The 16,826-nt window shown below is 44.7% G+C and carries 20 protein-coding genes; 13 read left to right on the forward strand and 7 right to left on the reverse strand.

From position 1 onward, the window contains the following. Positions 1 to 65: 65 nt before the first annotated feature. Positions 66 to 614: a hypothetical protein gene (locus AC3IRK_RS08915; protein ID WP_131972591.1), complete on the reverse strand. Its 549-nt coding sequence runs from the start codon at positions 612 to 614 to the stop codon at positions 66 to 68. A gap of 270 nt (positions 615 to 884) precedes the next feature. On the opposite strand from AC3IRK_RS08915, the gene AC3IRK_RS08920 reads away from it, so the two are divergent. Both AC3IRK_RS08920 and AC3IRK_RS08925 read left to right on the forward strand, forming a co-directional pair. Beyond that, the gene (locus AC3IRK_RS08920) at positions 885 to 1,985 is read left to right on the forward strand and encodes an NAD(P)/FAD-dependent oxidoreductase (protein ID WP_489169886.1); all 1,101 of its coding nucleotides are present in this window, start codon (positions 885 to 887) and stop codon (positions 1,983 to 1,985) included. Positions 1,986 to 2,084: 99 nt separating this feature from the next. Beyond that, positions 2,085 to 2,423, forward strand: coding sequence for a hypothetical protein (locus AC3IRK_RS08925; RefSeq protein WP_489169887.1), 339 nt, complete (start codon positions 2,085 to 2,087; stop codon positions 2,421 to 2,423). A gap of 131 nt (positions 2,424 to 2,554) precedes the next feature. Here the strand turns inward: AC3IRK_RS08925 and egtD are convergent, their stop codons facing one another. The 4 genes from egtD to AC3IRK_RS08945 all read right to left on the reverse strand — a co-directional run bounded on the left by egtD (position 2,555) and on the right by AC3IRK_RS08945 (position 6,713). After that, complete coding sequence (gene egtD / locus AC3IRK_RS08930) at positions 2,555 to 3,517, reverse strand: L-histidine N(alpha)-methyltransferase (RefSeq protein WP_131503670.1); 963 nt, start codon at positions 3,515 to 3,517, stop codon at positions 2,555 to 2,557. Then, positions 3,518 to 4,789, reverse strand: a complete 1,272-nt coding sequence (gene egtB, locus AC3IRK_RS08935) for an ergothioneine biosynthesis protein EgtB (protein WP_489169888.1) — start codon at positions 4,787 to 4,789, stop codon at positions 3,518 to 3,520. It lies immediately after the preceding gene. Between the two features lie 136 nt (positions 4,790 to 4,925). Next, positions 4,926 to 5,909 carry a GMP reductase gene (gene guaC, locus AC3IRK_RS08940; protein WP_489169889.1) on the reverse strand — a complete coding sequence of 328 codons (984 nt, stop codon included), beginning with the start codon at positions 5,907 to 5,909 and terminating at the stop codon, positions 4,926 to 4,928. 261 nt (positions 5,910 to 6,170) lie between these two features. Further along, complete coding sequence (locus AC3IRK_RS08945; protein WP_131503667.1) at positions 6,171 to 6,713, reverse strand: GNAT family N-acetyltransferase; 543 nt, start codon at positions 6,711 to 6,713, stop codon at positions 6,171 to 6,173. Positions 6,714 to 6,871: 158 nt separating this feature from the next. Here AC3IRK_RS08945 and AC3IRK_RS08950 point away from each other — a divergent pair, with 158 nt between their 5' ends. The 9 genes from AC3IRK_RS08950 to AC3IRK_RS08990 all read left to right on the forward strand — a co-directional run bounded on the left by AC3IRK_RS08950 (position 6,872) and on the right by AC3IRK_RS08990 (position 12,930). Then, on the forward strand, positions 6,872 to 7,132 hold the full coding sequence (locus tag AC3IRK_RS08950; RefSeq protein ID WP_251138720.1) for a hypothetical protein: 261 nt from the start codon (positions 6,872 to 6,874) through the stop codon (positions 7,130 to 7,132). 286 nt (positions 7,133 to 7,418) lie between these two features. Beyond that, positions 7,419 to 7,619, forward strand: coding sequence for a cold-shock protein (locus AC3IRK_RS08955; protein WP_012370557.1), 201 nt, complete (start codon positions 7,419 to 7,421; stop codon positions 7,617 to 7,619). Positions 7,620 to 7,821: 202 nt separating this feature from the next. Further along, positions 7,822 to 8,022 (forward strand): cold-shock protein, encoded by a 201-nt coding sequence (locus AC3IRK_RS08960; RefSeq protein WP_012370557.1) that lies wholly within the window; start codon positions 7,822 to 7,824, stop codon positions 8,020 to 8,022. A gap of 202 nt (positions 8,023 to 8,224) precedes the next feature. Beyond that, positions 8,225 to 8,425: a cold-shock protein gene (locus AC3IRK_RS08965; protein WP_012370557.1), complete on the forward strand. Its 201-nt coding sequence runs from the start codon at positions 8,225 to 8,227 to the stop codon at positions 8,423 to 8,425. A gap of 202 nt (positions 8,426 to 8,627) precedes the next feature. After that, positions 8,628 to 8,828 (forward strand): cold-shock protein, encoded by a 201-nt coding sequence (locus tag AC3IRK_RS08970; RefSeq protein WP_012370557.1) that lies wholly within the window; start codon positions 8,628 to 8,630, stop codon positions 8,826 to 8,828. A gap of 89 nt (positions 8,829 to 8,917) precedes the next feature. Next, entirely contained in the window at positions 8,918 to 9,304 is a 387-nt protein-coding gene (locus AC3IRK_RS08975) for a nuclear transport factor 2 family protein (RefSeq protein ID WP_165871610.1), read from the forward strand. Between the two features lie 188 nt (positions 9,305 to 9,492). Beyond that, a complete protein-coding gene (gene serC, locus AC3IRK_RS08980) occupies positions 9,493 to 10,557 on the forward strand; it encodes a 3-phosphoserine/phosphohydroxythreonine transaminase (protein WP_131972589.1) in 1,065 nt (354 codons plus the stop codon). Beyond that, complete coding sequence (locus AC3IRK_RS08985) at positions 10,558 to 11,715, forward strand: phosphoglycerate dehydrogenase (protein WP_489169890.1); 1,158 nt, start codon at positions 10,558 to 10,560, stop codon at positions 11,713 to 11,715. It begins immediately after the preceding gene. 12 nt (positions 11,716 to 11,727) lie between these two features. Further along, a complete protein-coding gene (locus AC3IRK_RS08990; protein WP_214854372.1) occupies positions 11,728 to 12,930 on the forward strand; it encodes a DUF1015 domain-containing protein in 1,203 nt (400 codons plus the stop codon). Between the two features lie 70 nt (positions 12,931 to 13,000). Here AC3IRK_RS08990 and AC3IRK_RS08995 read toward each other — a convergent pair whose 3' ends face one another. Next, positions 13,001 to 14,785, reverse strand: a complete 1,785-nt coding sequence (locus tag AC3IRK_RS08995) for a glycoside hydrolase family 13 protein (RefSeq protein WP_131972586.1) — start codon at positions 14,783 to 14,785, stop codon at positions 13,001 to 13,003. 202 nt (positions 14,786 to 14,987) lie between these two features. Between AC3IRK_RS08995 and AC3IRK_RS09000 the strand changes: the two genes are divergently transcribed. Then, the gene (locus tag AC3IRK_RS09000) at positions 14,988 to 15,701 is read left to right on the forward strand and encodes a YebC/PmpR family DNA-binding transcriptional regulator (RefSeq protein WP_131503661.1); all 714 of its coding nucleotides are present in this window, start codon (positions 14,988 to 14,990) and stop codon (positions 15,699 to 15,701) included. A gap of 361 nt (positions 15,702 to 16,062) precedes the next feature. Continuing rightward, the gene (locus AC3IRK_RS09005; RefSeq protein ID WP_131972585.1) at positions 16,063 to 16,356 is read left to right on the forward strand and encodes a hypothetical protein; all 294 of its coding nucleotides are present in this window, start codon (positions 16,063 to 16,065) and stop codon (positions 16,354 to 16,356) included. A gap of 41 nt (positions 16,357 to 16,397) precedes the next feature. Here the strand turns inward: AC3IRK_RS09005 and AC3IRK_RS09010 are convergent, their stop codons facing one another. Next, positions 16,398 to 16,670: a hypothetical protein gene (locus AC3IRK_RS09010; protein ID WP_489169891.1), complete on the reverse strand. Its 273-nt coding sequence runs from the start codon at positions 16,668 to 16,670 to the stop codon at positions 16,398 to 16,400. Positions 16,671 to 16,826: the final 156 nt, after the last annotated feature.

Genomic DNA, 16,826 nt, shown 5'->3' on the forward strand with positions numbered 1-16,826 from the left:
ACAATCCGCTCGATTTCCATAAAAAAAAGACTGCAGCCCTATTTCAGCACTACAGTCCCCCTGCTTTATCCCCGTTCGAAGTAAAAGCCATTCCAGTAGACATGACGATACGTAAATTCTTTACCACTTTTTGTTGTCACAAGCATTTCATCTTCCGAAACGACAGCAATCTTGACGGGGGTCTCTCCGTGATCGGTCAAAAAATTTAAAATCTCTAAATGACGATTTAGCCATAACCGGCGGCGGAACCAACGGAACCGACTAAACGCAGCTGTAAAGTGTAAAATCGATAACAGCATGATGATCATCGCGAACGGTAACGGTACATCAAACAACGCAATTAAATAAAAATCCGCGATGATTAAAAAGACGGATAATCCCATCTCGGTCATCTCCATAAAAGACGCTTTATACGTGGCAAAATAGGTCATGACACGAAATAAAACGATGACCGTCAAATAAGGTACAAAATAAAGACGAAAAACGTTGTCCGACCCACTGTTGACATACATGAGCAAGGGCAGGAAGAAGAGCAACTTCCAAATTAGGATGGCAGAATAAAACAAAGTGTGATCCGTGTAGCGTTTGCGTACGATGGCGCGACTAATGTTCATTGCCTTCCCCTCCTTCAATGGTGACTACATGTTCGAGTCGATGATGTCGGGATCTAATGCCTATAAGGGTATGTTTCCTGATTGGACCGTTTCTAATCGTATATTTTGTGTGAAATATCGGTTTATATTCAGTATACGAAACATTTTGATAAATAGTTTTACTTTCCCATCATTCCCCATATTTATAATGTGCTGAATCGATCGGATTTGTCGTTTGTCTGTTTTTTCTTTACACTTGATACAGATCACTTTAGAAATGAGATGAAAAACATGTACAGCCATATCGTTGTCGGTGCCGGCATCCTCGGAACATCGACCGCTTATCATTTAGCGAAACAAGGTGCAACGGTCCTGTTGATTGACCGGAAAGAAGCCGGACGTGCCACTCATGTCGCAGCTGGTATCATCTGTCCCTGGATGACACAACGACGCAACAAAGCCTGGTATCGACTAGCCAATAACGGTGCTCATTATTACGATACGCTAATTCCAGAACTGGAAGCACTCGGTGAAACGAAGACGGGCTATCAAAAAGTCGGAACCATCGCCTTACATGAGACGTCAAAAATTGAAAAGATGCAGACGATTGCAGAAAATCGTTTCCCGGAAGCACCGGCGATCCAACAAATTGAACGGTTGACGGCTGATCAAGTCCGAACAATGTTTCCCTTGATTGAGTCGATTGAGGACGCCTTATTCGTCTCTGGAGGAGCCCGTGTCGACGGACGTGCCTTACGGGCAGCCTTAGAAAGCGGAGCAATCAAACACCAGGCTACCGTTCTTGAAGCCGATGCTTCGCTAGTCGTCGTCGACGGTCACGTCAAAGGGGTTCAAATCGGGCCCGACATCCATTATGCCGATCAAATCATCTTGACGGCCGGTGTCTGGATTAATGAATTACTCGAACCGTTGCAAACGCGTCTTGATATTCGTGCCGAAAAAGGACAGATTCTTCATTTGGATATTTCCAACGAACAATCAAAAGATTGGCCTGTCATCATGGGACAACGCGGTTTGTATCTCGTGTCGATCGAAGATGGAAAACTCGCACTCGGTTCGACGCATGAAAAACAGCTCGATTACAATCTTCAGCCGACTGTTAAAGGAATGTACGCCTTATTGACACGTGCCATTCCGGTCGCACCGGTACTGGAAGAAGCAAACATCAACGAAATGCGGGTCGGTCTTCGCCCGTATACGAGTAATTCCTTACCTGTCATCGGTCGACTGGCGACTCATCCGAATGTCCTTGTCGCCAATGGTCTCGGGGCTTCCGGTTTAACGATTGGTCCGTATCTCGGTCAGGAGTTATCCAAATTGGCATTAGGAAAAGATTTGGACATTGATTTGAACGATTATCTTTTGCAATAACCTGCTGATGATTCACATATCTCCATCTATAGTAAAGGTATACCCTTTCTTAAAAGGAACAAACGTTCTTATAAAATGAAATTCAAAGGAGTTTTGGATGTGCACCCGATAAAAGATATGGTGACCCCTGAACAATTCGAAACACTGGATATTCGCGTCGGCACCATCCGCTCCCTCCATGTTTCAGATGCCGAACCCGGCTTTTTAAATCTGTTGATTGTGTTTGGAGACTTTCAACAGGCCATATTTCTGGATTGGAAAGAATCCCGGTTCGAGTACGAAGAAATCGTCGGGAAACAGGCTTTGGTCCTGCTGAATGTTCCGGGAATCGTTACCGGTACGACAGGCCGTGTTCTCGAACTAGGGACACAAGATCATCTGATGCCGGTACTGGCGTGTCCGGAACATCCGATTCCTGACGGTAGTCGACTGAGTTAACACTGAAAAGCAGAAGTCAGCAGACAACGCGCTGTCTTGAACGAAAAGAAGGAATCGCCATCGTCACAGATGAGCAATCCCTTCTTTTTGGCTTATGACACGGACTGATGTTTCAGCCCTTATCGTTTCAATCAGATCCGCGTCTTTTCCAAGTAGTGTACGCTGAAATGGTGCTTTGCATCCGTAAAACATCTAATTGGAGTAAATCCGTTTTGTTTGGCTAACCATTGAAATTCTTCCTGACTGTACTTATAGGAATTTTCCGTATGAATCGTTTCCCCCTCTTTAAACGGAAAGCGCTGATCGGCAATCGTGACGATTTGATCGATCCGGCTTTTCAGATGCATTTCAACCCGCCCCTGCTGTTCGTTATAAAAGGCGATATGTTCAAACAAATCTACATCAAACGTCCCTCCAAGTGTTTCATTGATATGCCGCAAGATATTTAAGTTAAACTGTGCCGTAACGCCAGCTCGATCATTGTAAGCCGCATGGAGCAGATTAGTTTCTTTTTTTGTATCAATTCCGATTAAGAAACCGTCTCCCTTCTCCAGCAATTGACTCGATTGTTGTAAAAAGTCTGCTGCTTCCTGCGGATTAAAGTTTCCGATTGTCGAACCGGGAAAGAAAATCACCTTTTTTTGTTTATCTTCAATCGGTAAATGCAAAGGGGCAGAATAGTCACCACAAACCGCTTTAATCCGGAGTCCCGGATAATCTTGAGATAATTGATGCGCGGATTGGATTAGAAAATCTTTCGAAATATCGATTGGCATATATTGTTCCAATTGATGGAGGGAACTGAGTAAACTTTTGATTTTACGACTGCTTCCGCTTCCATACTCAATCAGTGTGTGGACCGGTCCAATACAATCTGCAATGGCCGTTTGGTGTTCGGATAAAATATCGATTTCCGTCCGCGTCAAATAATATTCCGGTTGCTGTGTAATCCGTTCGAATAATTCCGATCCGGTTTGATCATAAAAGTATTTTGCTTGCAACACCTTTTGAGGTTGCGCTAAACCGTGTAATACTTCTTGGAGCATGTTCTGCTGATCCGTGTACATATCAAAACTTTCGACTTGTTGCCGCATTTAGAGGTCACCCGCCAATCGGAAGCCACTGAACTGCCAACGTTTAGCAGGTGGGAAGAAATTCCGGTACGTCGCACGGATATGATTACCCGGAGTCACACAGGCACCGCCGCGAAGAACCATCTGGTTACACATGAACTTGGCATTGTACTCCCCGAGTGCTCCTTCAAGCGGTCGACTTTTCGGATACGGAGCATATGCACTTGCCGTCCATTCCCAGACATCACCGAACATGCCGTTCACCGACTGATTCGCGTCTTGAACCGGAACGGGATGATAGGAACCTTGTTCCATGAAGTTCCCCTGTTGATCAACTTGCCGCCCGACGTATTCCCATTCGGCTTCAGTTGGTAGACGTTTCCCGCACCACCGGCTGTAGGCATCGGCTTCATAAAAACTCACATGACAAACCGGTTCATCCAACTGCAAAGGTTCAACACCGTTCAATGTGAAGATGGACCAGTCACCCTGTTGATCTTTCATCCAGTAGAGAGGTGCTTTCCACTGTTGTTGCGTCACGACTTGGAAGCCGTCCGACAGCCAATGTTCAGCTTGCTCATACCCGCCCGCCTCAATGAATGCCATGAACTCACGGTTGGTGACGGGGCGTGTTGCGAGTTCAAATGGTTCTAACCACGCTTTATGAACCGGACTTTCATTGTCAAAGGCAAATCCCGCACCCTCATGACCGATTTCAACGAGTCCCCCTTCAAATCGCGTAAACGTAAGCGGCGGCGACTGAGCTGTTCCACGCCGCTCGACTTGTCGGGTCTGATACGCCGGCAATAACGGATTAGTAAAGAAGTTGTATTTTACATCCATCAAGATTAACTCCTGATGTTGCTGTTCATGCTGCAGTCCCATTTCGACCAATTGCTCGATGACCTGTTGAAGGGCCGTCTCTCGTTCTTGTCGCAACAATGTCAAGACTGCCTGATCGACATGTTCACGATAAGCAATGACGTCCTTGACGGTCGGACGTGACAACACCCCTCGCTGATGGCGCGGTTGATACGGACCGATCGAATTGTAGTAGGAATTAAATAAATAGTTGTATACCGGATCAAAAACATGATACGTATCGTCATACTCTTGAAGGATCATCCGTTCAAAAAACCATGTCGTATGGGCAATATGCCATTTCGGCGGGCTGACATCCGTACTTGCCTGAATTACAAAATCCTCTTGTTCCAACGGTTCAATCAAGGTTAATGTCTGATTCCGGACCGTATTGAACTTGTCTGCTAAGTAAGTCGTAATCTCTTGACTCAATTCATCCACTTCCTTCAAATAAAATATTCTGAAAATATGCACCATTATCTTTACCCGTTTTCCTTTTAAGTAAGCGTTTACAATCAACTGCAAAAAAATCGGAGTGAGACCCCATGCTGGTCCCACTCCGACTTGTTTAATACACTTTATCGCCGTTAAAAATCGAATTTTTGACAACGACATAATCAACCGTTCGAATCGCCTGCAGTTTATTGCCGCCGGCATAGGAAATCGCCGATTGCAAATCTTGTTCCATCTCAATCAGGGTGTCGGACAAACTTCCTTTAAATTCAACGAACATCTTTTTACCCTCGACATTCTTCTTTTCACCTTTTTGAAATTCCGAAGCGGATCCGAAGTATTCCTTCACCTGTAAACCGTCGACTTCTTGCATTTCACCAGGAGACTCTTCGTGTCCGGCAAACAATGAACCGATCATGACCATCGTCGCCCCGAAACGGACGGATTTAGCAATGTCTCCGTGTGTCCGGATGCCACCATCTGCAATGATTGGTTTACTGGCAGCCTTGGCACACCATCTCAATGCTGCCAACTGCCATCCGCCCGTACCGAATCCCGTTTTGATTTTCGTGATACAAACCTTCCCTGGTCCGATCCCGACTTTTGTTGCATCTGCGCCGGCATGTTCCAGTTCGCGAACAGCTTCCGGTGTCCCGACGTTACCTGCGATGACAAAGCTGTCCGGTAACACGTGTTTGATATGTTGGATCATCCGGATGACCGCTTCTGAATGTCCATGCGCGATATCAATCGTGATATATTCCGGCGTCAATTCTCCGTGTGCCAATGTCTCGATGAACGCATATTCTTCCGTTTTCACACCGACACTGATGGAAGCAATCAATCCCCGTTCCTGCATCGTGCGAACAAAGTTCAGTCGCGTTTCCGGCTCAAACCGGTGCATGATATAAAAATAGCCGTTTTCAGCTAAAAAAGTTGCGATTTTTTCATCGATGATCGTCTGCATATTAGCTGGCACGACAGGCAATTTAAAGCGTCGTCCTCCGAATTCGACCGTCGTATCACATTCCGAACGACTTCCGACGATTGATTTAGCTGGAATCAATTGAATATCTTCGTAATCAAATACTACATCCATCACTAACACCTCAAATAACGAATATTTTTTATGAATAACACTTTAACGTTCGTACTATAATACTGTAACGAACAATTAATGGTTTGTCAAAAACATTTCGTCAAAAAACATACTTTTAGAAAAATAAAAGCACTTAATGTTCGGATTTAAGGTTATTTCACTCTGTCGATTGACCATTTCAGTGATTTATCATTAAAAAAGATAGATTCCGTTTCTTCTATAGCCCAGTCATCAGGACGACGTCACTTTGATATGGATCTGTTAACCGGGTGCAAACTCTTCTTTTAACAGCGCGAACAAAATAAAATCTTCCCATGCACCGTTGATGTACAAGCTTTTTTTCGCAAGCCCTTCTCTTCTGAATCCCACTTTTTCTAACACACGGATGGAACCGATGTTTTCCGGCATCACTTCCGCCCGTAGACGGTGAAACTGATGGGTCTCAAATAAAAGTTTAGCCGCCTGTCGAACAGCTTCCGCCATAATTCCTTTTCCATTGTGTTCCCGGTCCAATTGATATCCGATCATACATGTCTCTGCCGGAAACCGTTCGACAAAAGCTGCAGAAACTTCACCGATTAATTGATTGTTTTCCGTTAAAAAGATTCCATAGGCATATGATCGATCCGCCAAACTGTTTTCAAGCATCTGTTCGATTCGTTCCAGTTGCTTCGGCAATGTATAACTATCCGGTTTCGGTTTTACAGGCATCCAGTATTCAAAATGTAATTGATTCCGGAGGCTTAACCGGAGTAGCTGTTCTGCATCAGACAGTTGATATGGTCGAAGAAAAATGGTTCCCATGATTAATTTCCTCCTTAAAAAAATAGTATGAATTCATAATTCTTTAACTTTAGAGAGTTAAAGCGTTTGAGAATTCTTTTTTCGGGAAAATTATAAAATATCTGAATAAGTAACAAAGTGTTTACAAACGTGTTGTAAACAATTAAAAGGAGGAGAGCATGCGTATAAATACAGATACAGAGTTATTTAAACAAATCGAATTAAAAAATAAGCACGCTCTCGAAGCGTTATACGATCGGTACGAAAAGTCCTTATACTTACTTCTCACACGTATGTTGAATGACGAAAAAAGAGTTCAACTTACGTTAAGACAAATTTTTCAGGATGTCTGGACAAGCCCGAACCAACATTCTACTATTCACGGCTATTTGATTACTGCTGTAAAACAAGCCCGATCCCAGCGCGAACCGATCCATTAATCCTTTCGCGATTTTGTTCCTCTTATATGAAGAAGAACATTTTATAGATATTCGAACTGCATGCATACATTCCTTCAAGGAATAACCTTTCTTCAAGTGAGTTTGATATTTTTAGGGGAGATTGCCACTTTTTTTGTTTATTACTTCCTTTTTTCATTTTTTCATGGTATATTATAAACAATTATTGTTGTTCGGTGGAGATACAAAGTTTACACTTTCGACTCGATGAAATTGATCACAGTAGTAATAATCAGTGTGACTTAGTCATACGCAGGAGGCAACACACATGGAACAAGGTAAAGTAAAATGGTTTAACGCAGAAAAAGGTTTTGGCTTCATCGAACGTGAAAGCGGCGACGACGTTTTCGTTCACTTCTCTGCTATCCAAACTGATGGTTTCAAATCACTTGACGAAGGTCAAGAAGTTTCGTTTGAAGTTGAAGAAGGCCAACGCGGACCGCAAGCAACTAACGTTACTAAACTTTAATTTTCCTGAGAGGATCCGCAACTGCGGATCCTCTTTTTTAATTCTTTTCCGCCTACCCCTATCTTTTTCAAACCGACCGTGCTATATTATTAAGTAATTATTGTTGTTCGGTGGAGATATGAAGGTTACACTTTTGACTCGATGAAATTGATCACGGTAGTAATAATCAGTATGGCTCAGTCATACGCAGGAGGCAACACACATGGAACAAGGTAAAGTAAAATGGTTTAACGCAGAAAAAGGTTTTGGCTTCATCGAACGTGAAAGCGGCGACGACGTTTTCGTTCACTTCTCAGCTATTCAAACAGACGGTTTCAAATCACTTGACGAAGGTCAAGAAGTTTCGTTTGAAGTTGAAGAAGGCCAACGCGGACCGCAAGCAACTAACGTTACTAAACTTTAATTTTCCTGAGAGGATCCGCAACTACGGATCCTCTTTTTTAATTCTTTTCCACCTACCCCTATCTTTTTCAATCCGACCGTGGTATATTATTAAGTAATTATTGTTGTTCGGTGGAGATACAAAGTTTACACTTTCGACTCGATGAAATTGATCACGGTAGTAATAATCAGTATGGCTCAGCCATACGCAGGAGGCAACACACATGGAACAAGGTAAAGTAAAATGGTTTAACGCAGAAAAAGGTTTTGGCTTCATCGAACGTGAAAGCGGCGACGACGTTTTCGTTCACTTCTCAGCTATTCAAACAGACGGTTTCAAATCACTTGACGAAGGTCAAGAAGTTTCGTTTGAAGTTGAAGAAGGCCAACGCGGACCACAAGCAACTAACGTTACTAAACTTTAATTTTCCTGAGAGGATCCGTAGCTGCGGATCCTCTTTTTTAATTCTTTTCCGCCTACCCCTATCTTTTTCAAACCGGACGTGCTATATTATTAAGTAATTATTGTTGTTCGGTGGAGATATGAAGGTTACACTTTTGACTCGATGAAATTGATCACGGTAGTAATAATCAGTATGGCTCAGTCATACGCAGGAGGCAACACACATGGAACAAGGTAAAGTAAAATGGTTTAACGCAGAAAAAGGTTTTGGCTTCATCGAACGTGAAAGCGGCGACGACGTTTTCGTTCACTTCTCAGCTATTCAAACAGACGGTTTCAAATCACTTGACGAAGGTCAAGAAGTTTCGTTTGAAGTTGAAGAAGGCCAACGCGGACCACAAGCAACTAACGTTACTAAACTTTAATTTTCCAAGACTCTGCTGTTGCAGGGTCTTTTTTTGTTTTATCTTTTTTGAAATCTCATCATTCAGGTAAGAACGAAAGGATGATTCTCATGGAAACTTCAGCTAAACATGAACAGCTTCAACTCCTCTTGACAAACCGTCATGATTATTTGATGCAAGGTAACCGAAAAGAGATGCATCAATTGTTATCACCTGATTTTTCTTTTGTTGACGGACAAGGCCGGCAGTTCGATGCCGAGACGTATCTCGATCATTATGTCGATCCGGATCAAATTCAGTGGAGCGATCAACTCAGTGAGTCGATTATCGTCGAAGTTTTCGAGACGACGGCCCTGGTACAGGAAATCGTGGAAGATCATTTCTCATACGGTCGCAGCATGTATGTCGGTCGCTTCCGAAGTGTTTCGCTTTATCACTGGACGAGCGAAGGCTGGAAGTGGCACTTTCATCAACTTACGCCACTTGATCCGTCCTGAATTCCATACTTTCTTCAGATACATCGATCGGATCAGTCTCTCTTTAGGAGAACTGGTCTTTTTCTGTCGAACGCTCCCCCTGTTCCAAAAAATTCAAATTCCCTTTGAAATGAAGTTTGATTAACTGTTTTCATTCCGTTACACTTTAGTTGTGAATATTTTCTGAAAATTACTGGAGGCGGAATGAGATGACGGTTTTTAATTTTTCAGCTGGTCCGGCAGTACTACCGGTACCGGTTTTACTTAAGGCTCAATCTGAGCTTCTGAATTACCAAGGTTCTGGACAATCCGTTTTGGAATTAAGTCATCGTTCTACCTTGTTTGAAAACATCCTTCAGGATACAGAGGCTTTACTTCGGGAACTCTTGCAGATTCCGGATCATTACCATGTCTTGTTTTTACAAGGCGGAGCAACGCTTCAATTTTCCATGTTACCACTGAACTTGGCGACGAATCAGCAACGTGTCGACTTCATCGATACAGGCAGCTGGTCACAAAAAGCGATGCAGGATGCCGCGGCTTTTGTAAAGACAGGTATCGTTGCTTCATCTAATGCGGACAACTACCGTTCGATTCCGGCCGGTCCCATTTATTCTGACGCGGATTATCTGCATCTCACATGGAACAATACGCTTGAAGGAACGACTTTTACCGACGCTCCACAGGTCGATGTTCCGTTAGTGGCTGATTTCTCCTCCTCCATTTTATCGGAACCGATTGATGTCAGTCAGTTTGATGTGATTTATGCGGGGGCTCAAAAAAATCTCGGGTCAGCCGGAATGACGCTCGTCATCATAAAAGATGAGCTTTTACAACGTACACCGGACCGTTTAGGTTCCTATTTACGGTACGATACACATGCCGCCCATCATTCTTTATACAATACACCGCCCACATACAGCATCTATTTGACGAAACTGGTCCTCGAATGGATTAAGGATCAGGGTTTCGATACGGTCGTCGAGCGTAATCACAAGCAATCCGCATCCCTTTACGCGTACTTGGACCAATCTGTCCTATTTTCAAATCACGTTGCCCTGCCGGACCGGAGCCGGATGAACATTCCTTTCACTACCGGTCAAACGGATTTAGATAAACAATTTCTGCAATTTGCAGAACGTCATCACCTCGTCAATTTAAAAGGACATCGTTCCGTCGGAGGAATGCGCGCAAGTCTCTATAACGCGATGCCGACTGCAGGCGTCGATGCCCTTATTGCCATCTTAAAACGATTCGAACAGGGGGAACGTTAAATGCATCATGTACAACTTTGGAATGACGTGTCGGAAAAAGGATTAAAACGCTTCACCGATCAATACGTCGTCAAACAAGACATCGAAACAGCGGATGCCTTTCTTGTTCGCAGTAAAGATTTACACGGCATGAAGTTCCCGCCTTCCTTAAAAGCGGTCGCCCGCGCCGGTGTCGGCGTCAACAACATCCCGCTCGACCAATTGGCGAATCGGGGAATTCCTGTTTTCTCAACCCCCGGCGCAAATTCCAACGCCGTGAAAGAGCTGGTCATCGCAAGCTTATTCCTGACTGCACGGAAATTAATCCCGAGTATCTTATGGACCAACAACCTGCGTGGACCGGACATCCCGGAACGGATTGAAGCGAACAAAAAACAATTTGCCGGCACGGAGTTACTCGGAAAACGGATCGGCATCGTCGGACTCGGTGCAATCGGGGCCAGCTTAGCGAATACACTGCATGAACTCGGAATGACGGTTTCCGGCTACGATCCGCATATGTCCGTCGAATCTGCATGGCGCGTCTCGAATCAGGTTCACCGCGTCACCAATCTTGAAGAATTGCTCGCGACAAGTGATTATATTACACTCCACTTGCCGTTGATTGATTCCACCCACCATCTGCTCGATGAACGGTTACTCGGAAAAGTCAAACAAGGAGCAACATTACTCAATTTTTCACGTGGTGAATTAATTGACGAACAGGCTTTGGCAACGGTGTTGAAATCAGGGCGGTTATCTAACTATGTCACTGATTTTCCAAATGCTTTCATTCTTTCTCTTCCTCGTGTCATCCCGTTGCCGCACATCGGCGCGTCGACGGCCGAAGCAGAAGAAAATTGTGCAATCATGGCCGTCGATCAATTGAAGCTGTTCCTTGAGACCGGCAACATCCGGAACTCGGTCAACTTCCCGTCTGTTGAGTTACCGTATTCCGGTAAACGACGCATCACGATCGCGCACCAAAACATCCCGAACATGGTTGGTCAAATCGCTTCCGTCCTTGCGACTGAACAAATCAACATCGCCAACATGATCAACGGCAGTAAAGGCGGCATTGCCTATACGATCATCGACATCGATAATCATCTGGATGAAATCATCTCATTACAACAATTAAATACCATTCCCGGTGTGTTAAAAACAAGATTACTTTAAGGAGCGATGATTATGCCTACTTTTGAACCTTTTCATGCCTTGCGACCTAACCCCAAATATGCAGAATCGTTTTCTTCCCTCCCGTATGATGTCTTCAATCGGGCGGAGGGACGGGTGGAAGTCCGCCGACGTCCGTTGTCCTTTTTACGAATCGACAAGGCAGAAGTGACGTTACCGGACTTGATTGACGACCATGACCCACGCGTGTATCAACAAGCGGCCCTTCATTTCAAGGAAGCGATTGAACGGGGCATTCTCACAACAGATGATGTCGAAAGTTATTATCTCTATCGCCTGACAGACGGTGAGCATACGCAGACCGGTTTTGTCGGTTGTGTCTCTGTCACGGATTACGACCAAGGCATCATCCGGAAACACGAATTCACACGGCCTGATAAAGAACGGGACCGCGTCCGGCACGTTCAGTCGCTTGCTGCTCATACCGGTCCGATTTTGCTTGCCCATCATCCGGATGACGAACTAAATCGAGTCGTCACGGAACAGACCAAACAATCCCCACTCTATCAATTTACAGCGGAAGACGGGATTGAGCATACGATCTATAAAGTCACGGACCGTGATGCCATGATGACGATCGGCAGTCAGTTTGCCCGTCATGATCACCTGTATATCGCTGACGGACACCACCGGGCGGAAGCAGCCGCACAAGTGGCACGGTTGAATCCTCACGAGGATGCCGGACTGTTTCTCGCCGTCTCTTTCTCAAGTGATCAATTGAACATCCAAGGTTACCATCGCGTTGTCGAAGATTTGTACGGTCAGTCCGTCGATGACTTGCTGGAAAGAATCAGTAGCCGGTTCACTATTACCAAGGGACGCGCGACAGAAACAAAAAAACACAGGTTTGAAATGTATCTCAAACAGACTTGGTACACACTCGATTATGAAAAAAACCGTCCTTCTGTCAAAGAGGATCTCGATGTCGCCATCCTTCAAGATGAATTGTTGACACCCTTTCTCGGAATCGAAGATCCTCGGACGGATGCACGGATTCAGTTCGTCGGTGGTGTGAAAGGTTATACCGGGCTTGAGCAACTCGTCGACCAAGGTACGATGGCCGTCGCGTTCCATCTCCATCCAACAAGCTTAACTGAGCTGATGGCAGTTGCTGATGCGGGCGAAGTCATGCCTCCGAAGTCGACCTGGTTCGAACCTAAATTGAGAAGTGGTCTGCTGATTCATCCGTTTTTCTGAGTCTTTCCAAGCATATAAAAAACATCTGTTCAGAAAAGACTATTTTCTGAACAGATGTTTTTTTGTTCGGTTATTCTTGTTCTATTTGGAGAATTTTCCCGGACACCCCGCCTACAGTGACCGATTCTGTATAACGTTGGCCGTCCATCAAATCAACGGTTGGATCTGTCAAATCAAAATGGACGTCCTCTGAACCATTGTTAAACAAAATCAAATAAGTCGCTTCATCAGACTGGCGACGAATCAGAAAGCTTGCCGACGCATCATTCAGTTGCTCGAATTGATAGCCGCTGGCATTGGCGAGACCCGGATGCTGCTTCCGTAAATCAATCAACCGCGTAATATACGCCAAGAGGTCCGCATCTTGTTCGGCCGGATCCCAGACCATACACTTCCGGTTATCCGGATCCTGGCCACCCGTCAAACCAATTTCATCACCATAATAGATGACCGGACTTCCCGTGAACGTCAACAGCGACAACATCAACAGCTTCATCCGCTCGAGGTTCCCGTCTGCCCGCGTCAAGGCACGAGGTGTATCATGGGAATCAACGAGATTGAACATCACTTCGTTGACATTCATCGTGTTGCTGTTTAAGTTCCTTACGACGGCATGACTGAATGCAGAGGCCGTACTTTCGTTCGTCGCAAAAAAGGTTAAAAAGGCTTCCGTCAATCCATAATTCATGACAGCATCAAACTGATCACCGAGCAACCACCCTTGCGAATCCGTCCAACATTCCCCGACGATATACGCTTCGGGATTAGCAGCCCGTACTTCCCGCCGGAACTCGCGCCAAAAAGCATGGTCCACTTCACTCGCGACATCCAGTCGCCAGCCATCAACCCCGAACTCTTCCACCCAGTAACGACCCACCTTTAATAGATAATCTTTCACATCCGGATGGGCCGTATTGAGTTTCGGCATATTGCTTTCAAAGGCAAATACTTCATAGTTGGGTACCGGTGTTGATTGGACCGGGAACGAATCAATCATAAACCAGTTCGCATACTGCGATTCTTTCCCATGAGATAAAACGTCTTGGAAGGCCGGATGCTCGACGCTGACATGATTAAAGACCGCATCCAGCAAAATCCGGATTCCATTTTGATGAAGCAGTCGAACCATTTCCCGAAAAGTTTCTTCTGTCCCGAAACTCGGATCCAGACGTAAATAATCGAGAGTGTCGTATTTATGGTTGGACGGTGCGACAAAGACCGGGCAAAAATAAATGCCGGTAATACCAAGTGCTTTTAAGTAATCGATATGATCAATCACCCCTTGAAAATCGCCTCCGAAATGATTATCAAAGGCTGGTGCTTCCGTTCCCCATGGCGTTGTATCCGGCCGATCATTCGTTACATCCCCATTTGCGAACCGATCCGGAAAAATTTGATACCAGACCGTATCTTTCACCCATGCCGGAGCGTCAAATACATCTACCGCATTCATATATGGAACGGCAAAATAGTAGCCCGGGTGATCAAGCGGTACCTCATCGTACCACCCGCGCTCGGTGTAAACGGCGGATTCACCGCCTACATGAACTCTGAAACCGTAACGGATCCGCTTTTTTTTCGGCTGAATCGCGATAAACCAAAAATCGTGTGTCGCATCCGATCCCGCGAACGTCATCTCTGCCGTCGCCGTTTTCCAAAACTTCTCTTTATCCGGGTCAAAGTTCCAATCCCGATCTTCTTCTTTTTCCGCATCCCATTCATAAGGATCCCCATAAATCAATTCGACACGATTCACGTCTCCCTTTGCCGACATCAGGCGGATATGTACCGTATCTCGATCGTATGTATAGACATACGGAGACAGGGCCCGGTGAAACACAGCTGCTTTATTCATAGTCCCTCTCCTCTCACACGCTAGATTTCATCTTCTGTTACTTCCCGATTTCAGACTGGTTGTAAACGTTAATCATGAAAAAACACGTATTTCGCTATCTTTTCAGTTTAGCAATCAACAACTTATGCGGTATACTGATGAGGCAGAAGGAACCAATAAGTTCCTAATTAAATCGAAGTCATGTGAAAGCGAGTGGATTCTGATGGGTCGTAAATGGAATAACATTAAAGAAAAAAAGGCGTCGAAAGACAAAAATACAAGTCGCGTCTATGCAAAGTTTGGTCGGGAGATTTATGTTGCCGCTAAACAAGGGGAGCCGGATCCTGAATCAAACCAGGCGTTAAAAGTGGTTCTCGAGCGTGCGAAGACATATAGTGTCCCCCGCGCTATCGTCGATCGTGCCATCGAAAAAGCAAAAGGCGGCGCAGAAGAAAACTTTGACGTGTTACGTTACGAAGGATTTGGACCAAGCGGCTCAATGGTCATCGTCGAAACATTGACGAACAACGTTAACCGGACAGCTTCAGATGTTCGGGCCGCTTTCGGTAAAAACGGCGGAAACATGGGTGTCAGTGGATCGGTCGCTTACATGTTTGATGCGACAGCCATCTTTGCTTTTGAAGGCAAATCAGCTGATGATGTCCTAGAATTGATGATGGAAGCGGATATCGATGTGCGTGACATCCTGGAGGAAGAAGAGTCCGTCATCATCTACGCGGAGCCAGAACAATTCCATGCGGTTCAAGAAACGCTGAAAGAAGCGGGAATCACAGACTTCTCAGTTGCCGAACTGGTCATGCTCGCCCAAAACGAAGTGACGTTATCTGACGAAGACGTCCAACAGTTCGAAAAAATGATTGATGCGCTGGAAGACTTGGAAGACGTCCAGCAAGTCTATCACAACGTCGAACTTTAACTATTGACTCATTAACAAATCGGTTTAATACCGGTTTTCAGACACAAAAAGGAGTTGGACTTACATCCAACTCCTTTTTGTGTCTTCCATTTTCAGCTGCATCTGACACGTTCTAAGACCTCTATTTAGAAAAGAACAGGTCTTCTCCACTACTACTCAGCTGACGCCCATCGTTTACGATAGTCACGCGCTGTCGTGATTTATCATAAAGTATGAAACGCGTTTCATAGCAAATAAAACTTAAAAAAATAAAGATTCATTTAAAAGGTTTAATTTTTCTACATACTGGGAAAATACATAACCGATACTGATTGGTGATTGCTCGTTAGGTCACATAGTTTTCACATAAGGAGGAAATAGCATGTCATATTCATTGATTGAAACTTTTAAACGAATCGTAAGCGAAGCTAACCGCTTCAACCGAGTTGATTTCGGCGGTTACGATATTTATATGCAAGCGAGCGATGGACGGACAATCACGGCAAAAATTCGTTTTGACGGTGGTGGTCAAGATCAAAACGAAGCATACCTGTCTCTTGAATCCAGTACAGGCCATAGTCGGATGACGACTCTAACGTTACATCAATTTGAGCATCTCTCTTCCTATGCTGCACACAGCGAACGAATTCAAGCACTCGTTTCGACAAGCGCTTAATTCTTTACATGACAACACGCTCTCAGACGAGAGCGTGTTTTTTACTGGTTATCTTCTTTTTCTAGACGTTCCAGTTCAGCATGAGTTTGCGGAAAACCATTGGCTTGCCAATCTGCCCGGTGAATCGAATCGAGTTGTGTCAATCCAACTTCTGTTTCATCATTTTTGGCATCGATACTCGGTTGACGATCGAGTGCAGCTGGATCACTGAACCCTTCTGACGAATCCCCCGCTTGCTTATAACGCTTGATGACTAACGCAGATAAGGCTGCGATTCCACCAATGAACAAACCTTGTTTAAATGACTTTTTCATGACGGCACCTCTGTTCGCTGAATTTTTAGACTTAGTTGGTTTTCCCTGAAAAAGACCATTGTAATCAAATTGCTCTCGTCTTTTAAAATTTTTTTGAACTTTTTTCTCATTTTTCTGCCGTGTTCCTACATATTTAATAATTGAATCAAAAACCGC

This window comes from Exiguobacterium sp. GL_137 (assembly GCF_057834585.1).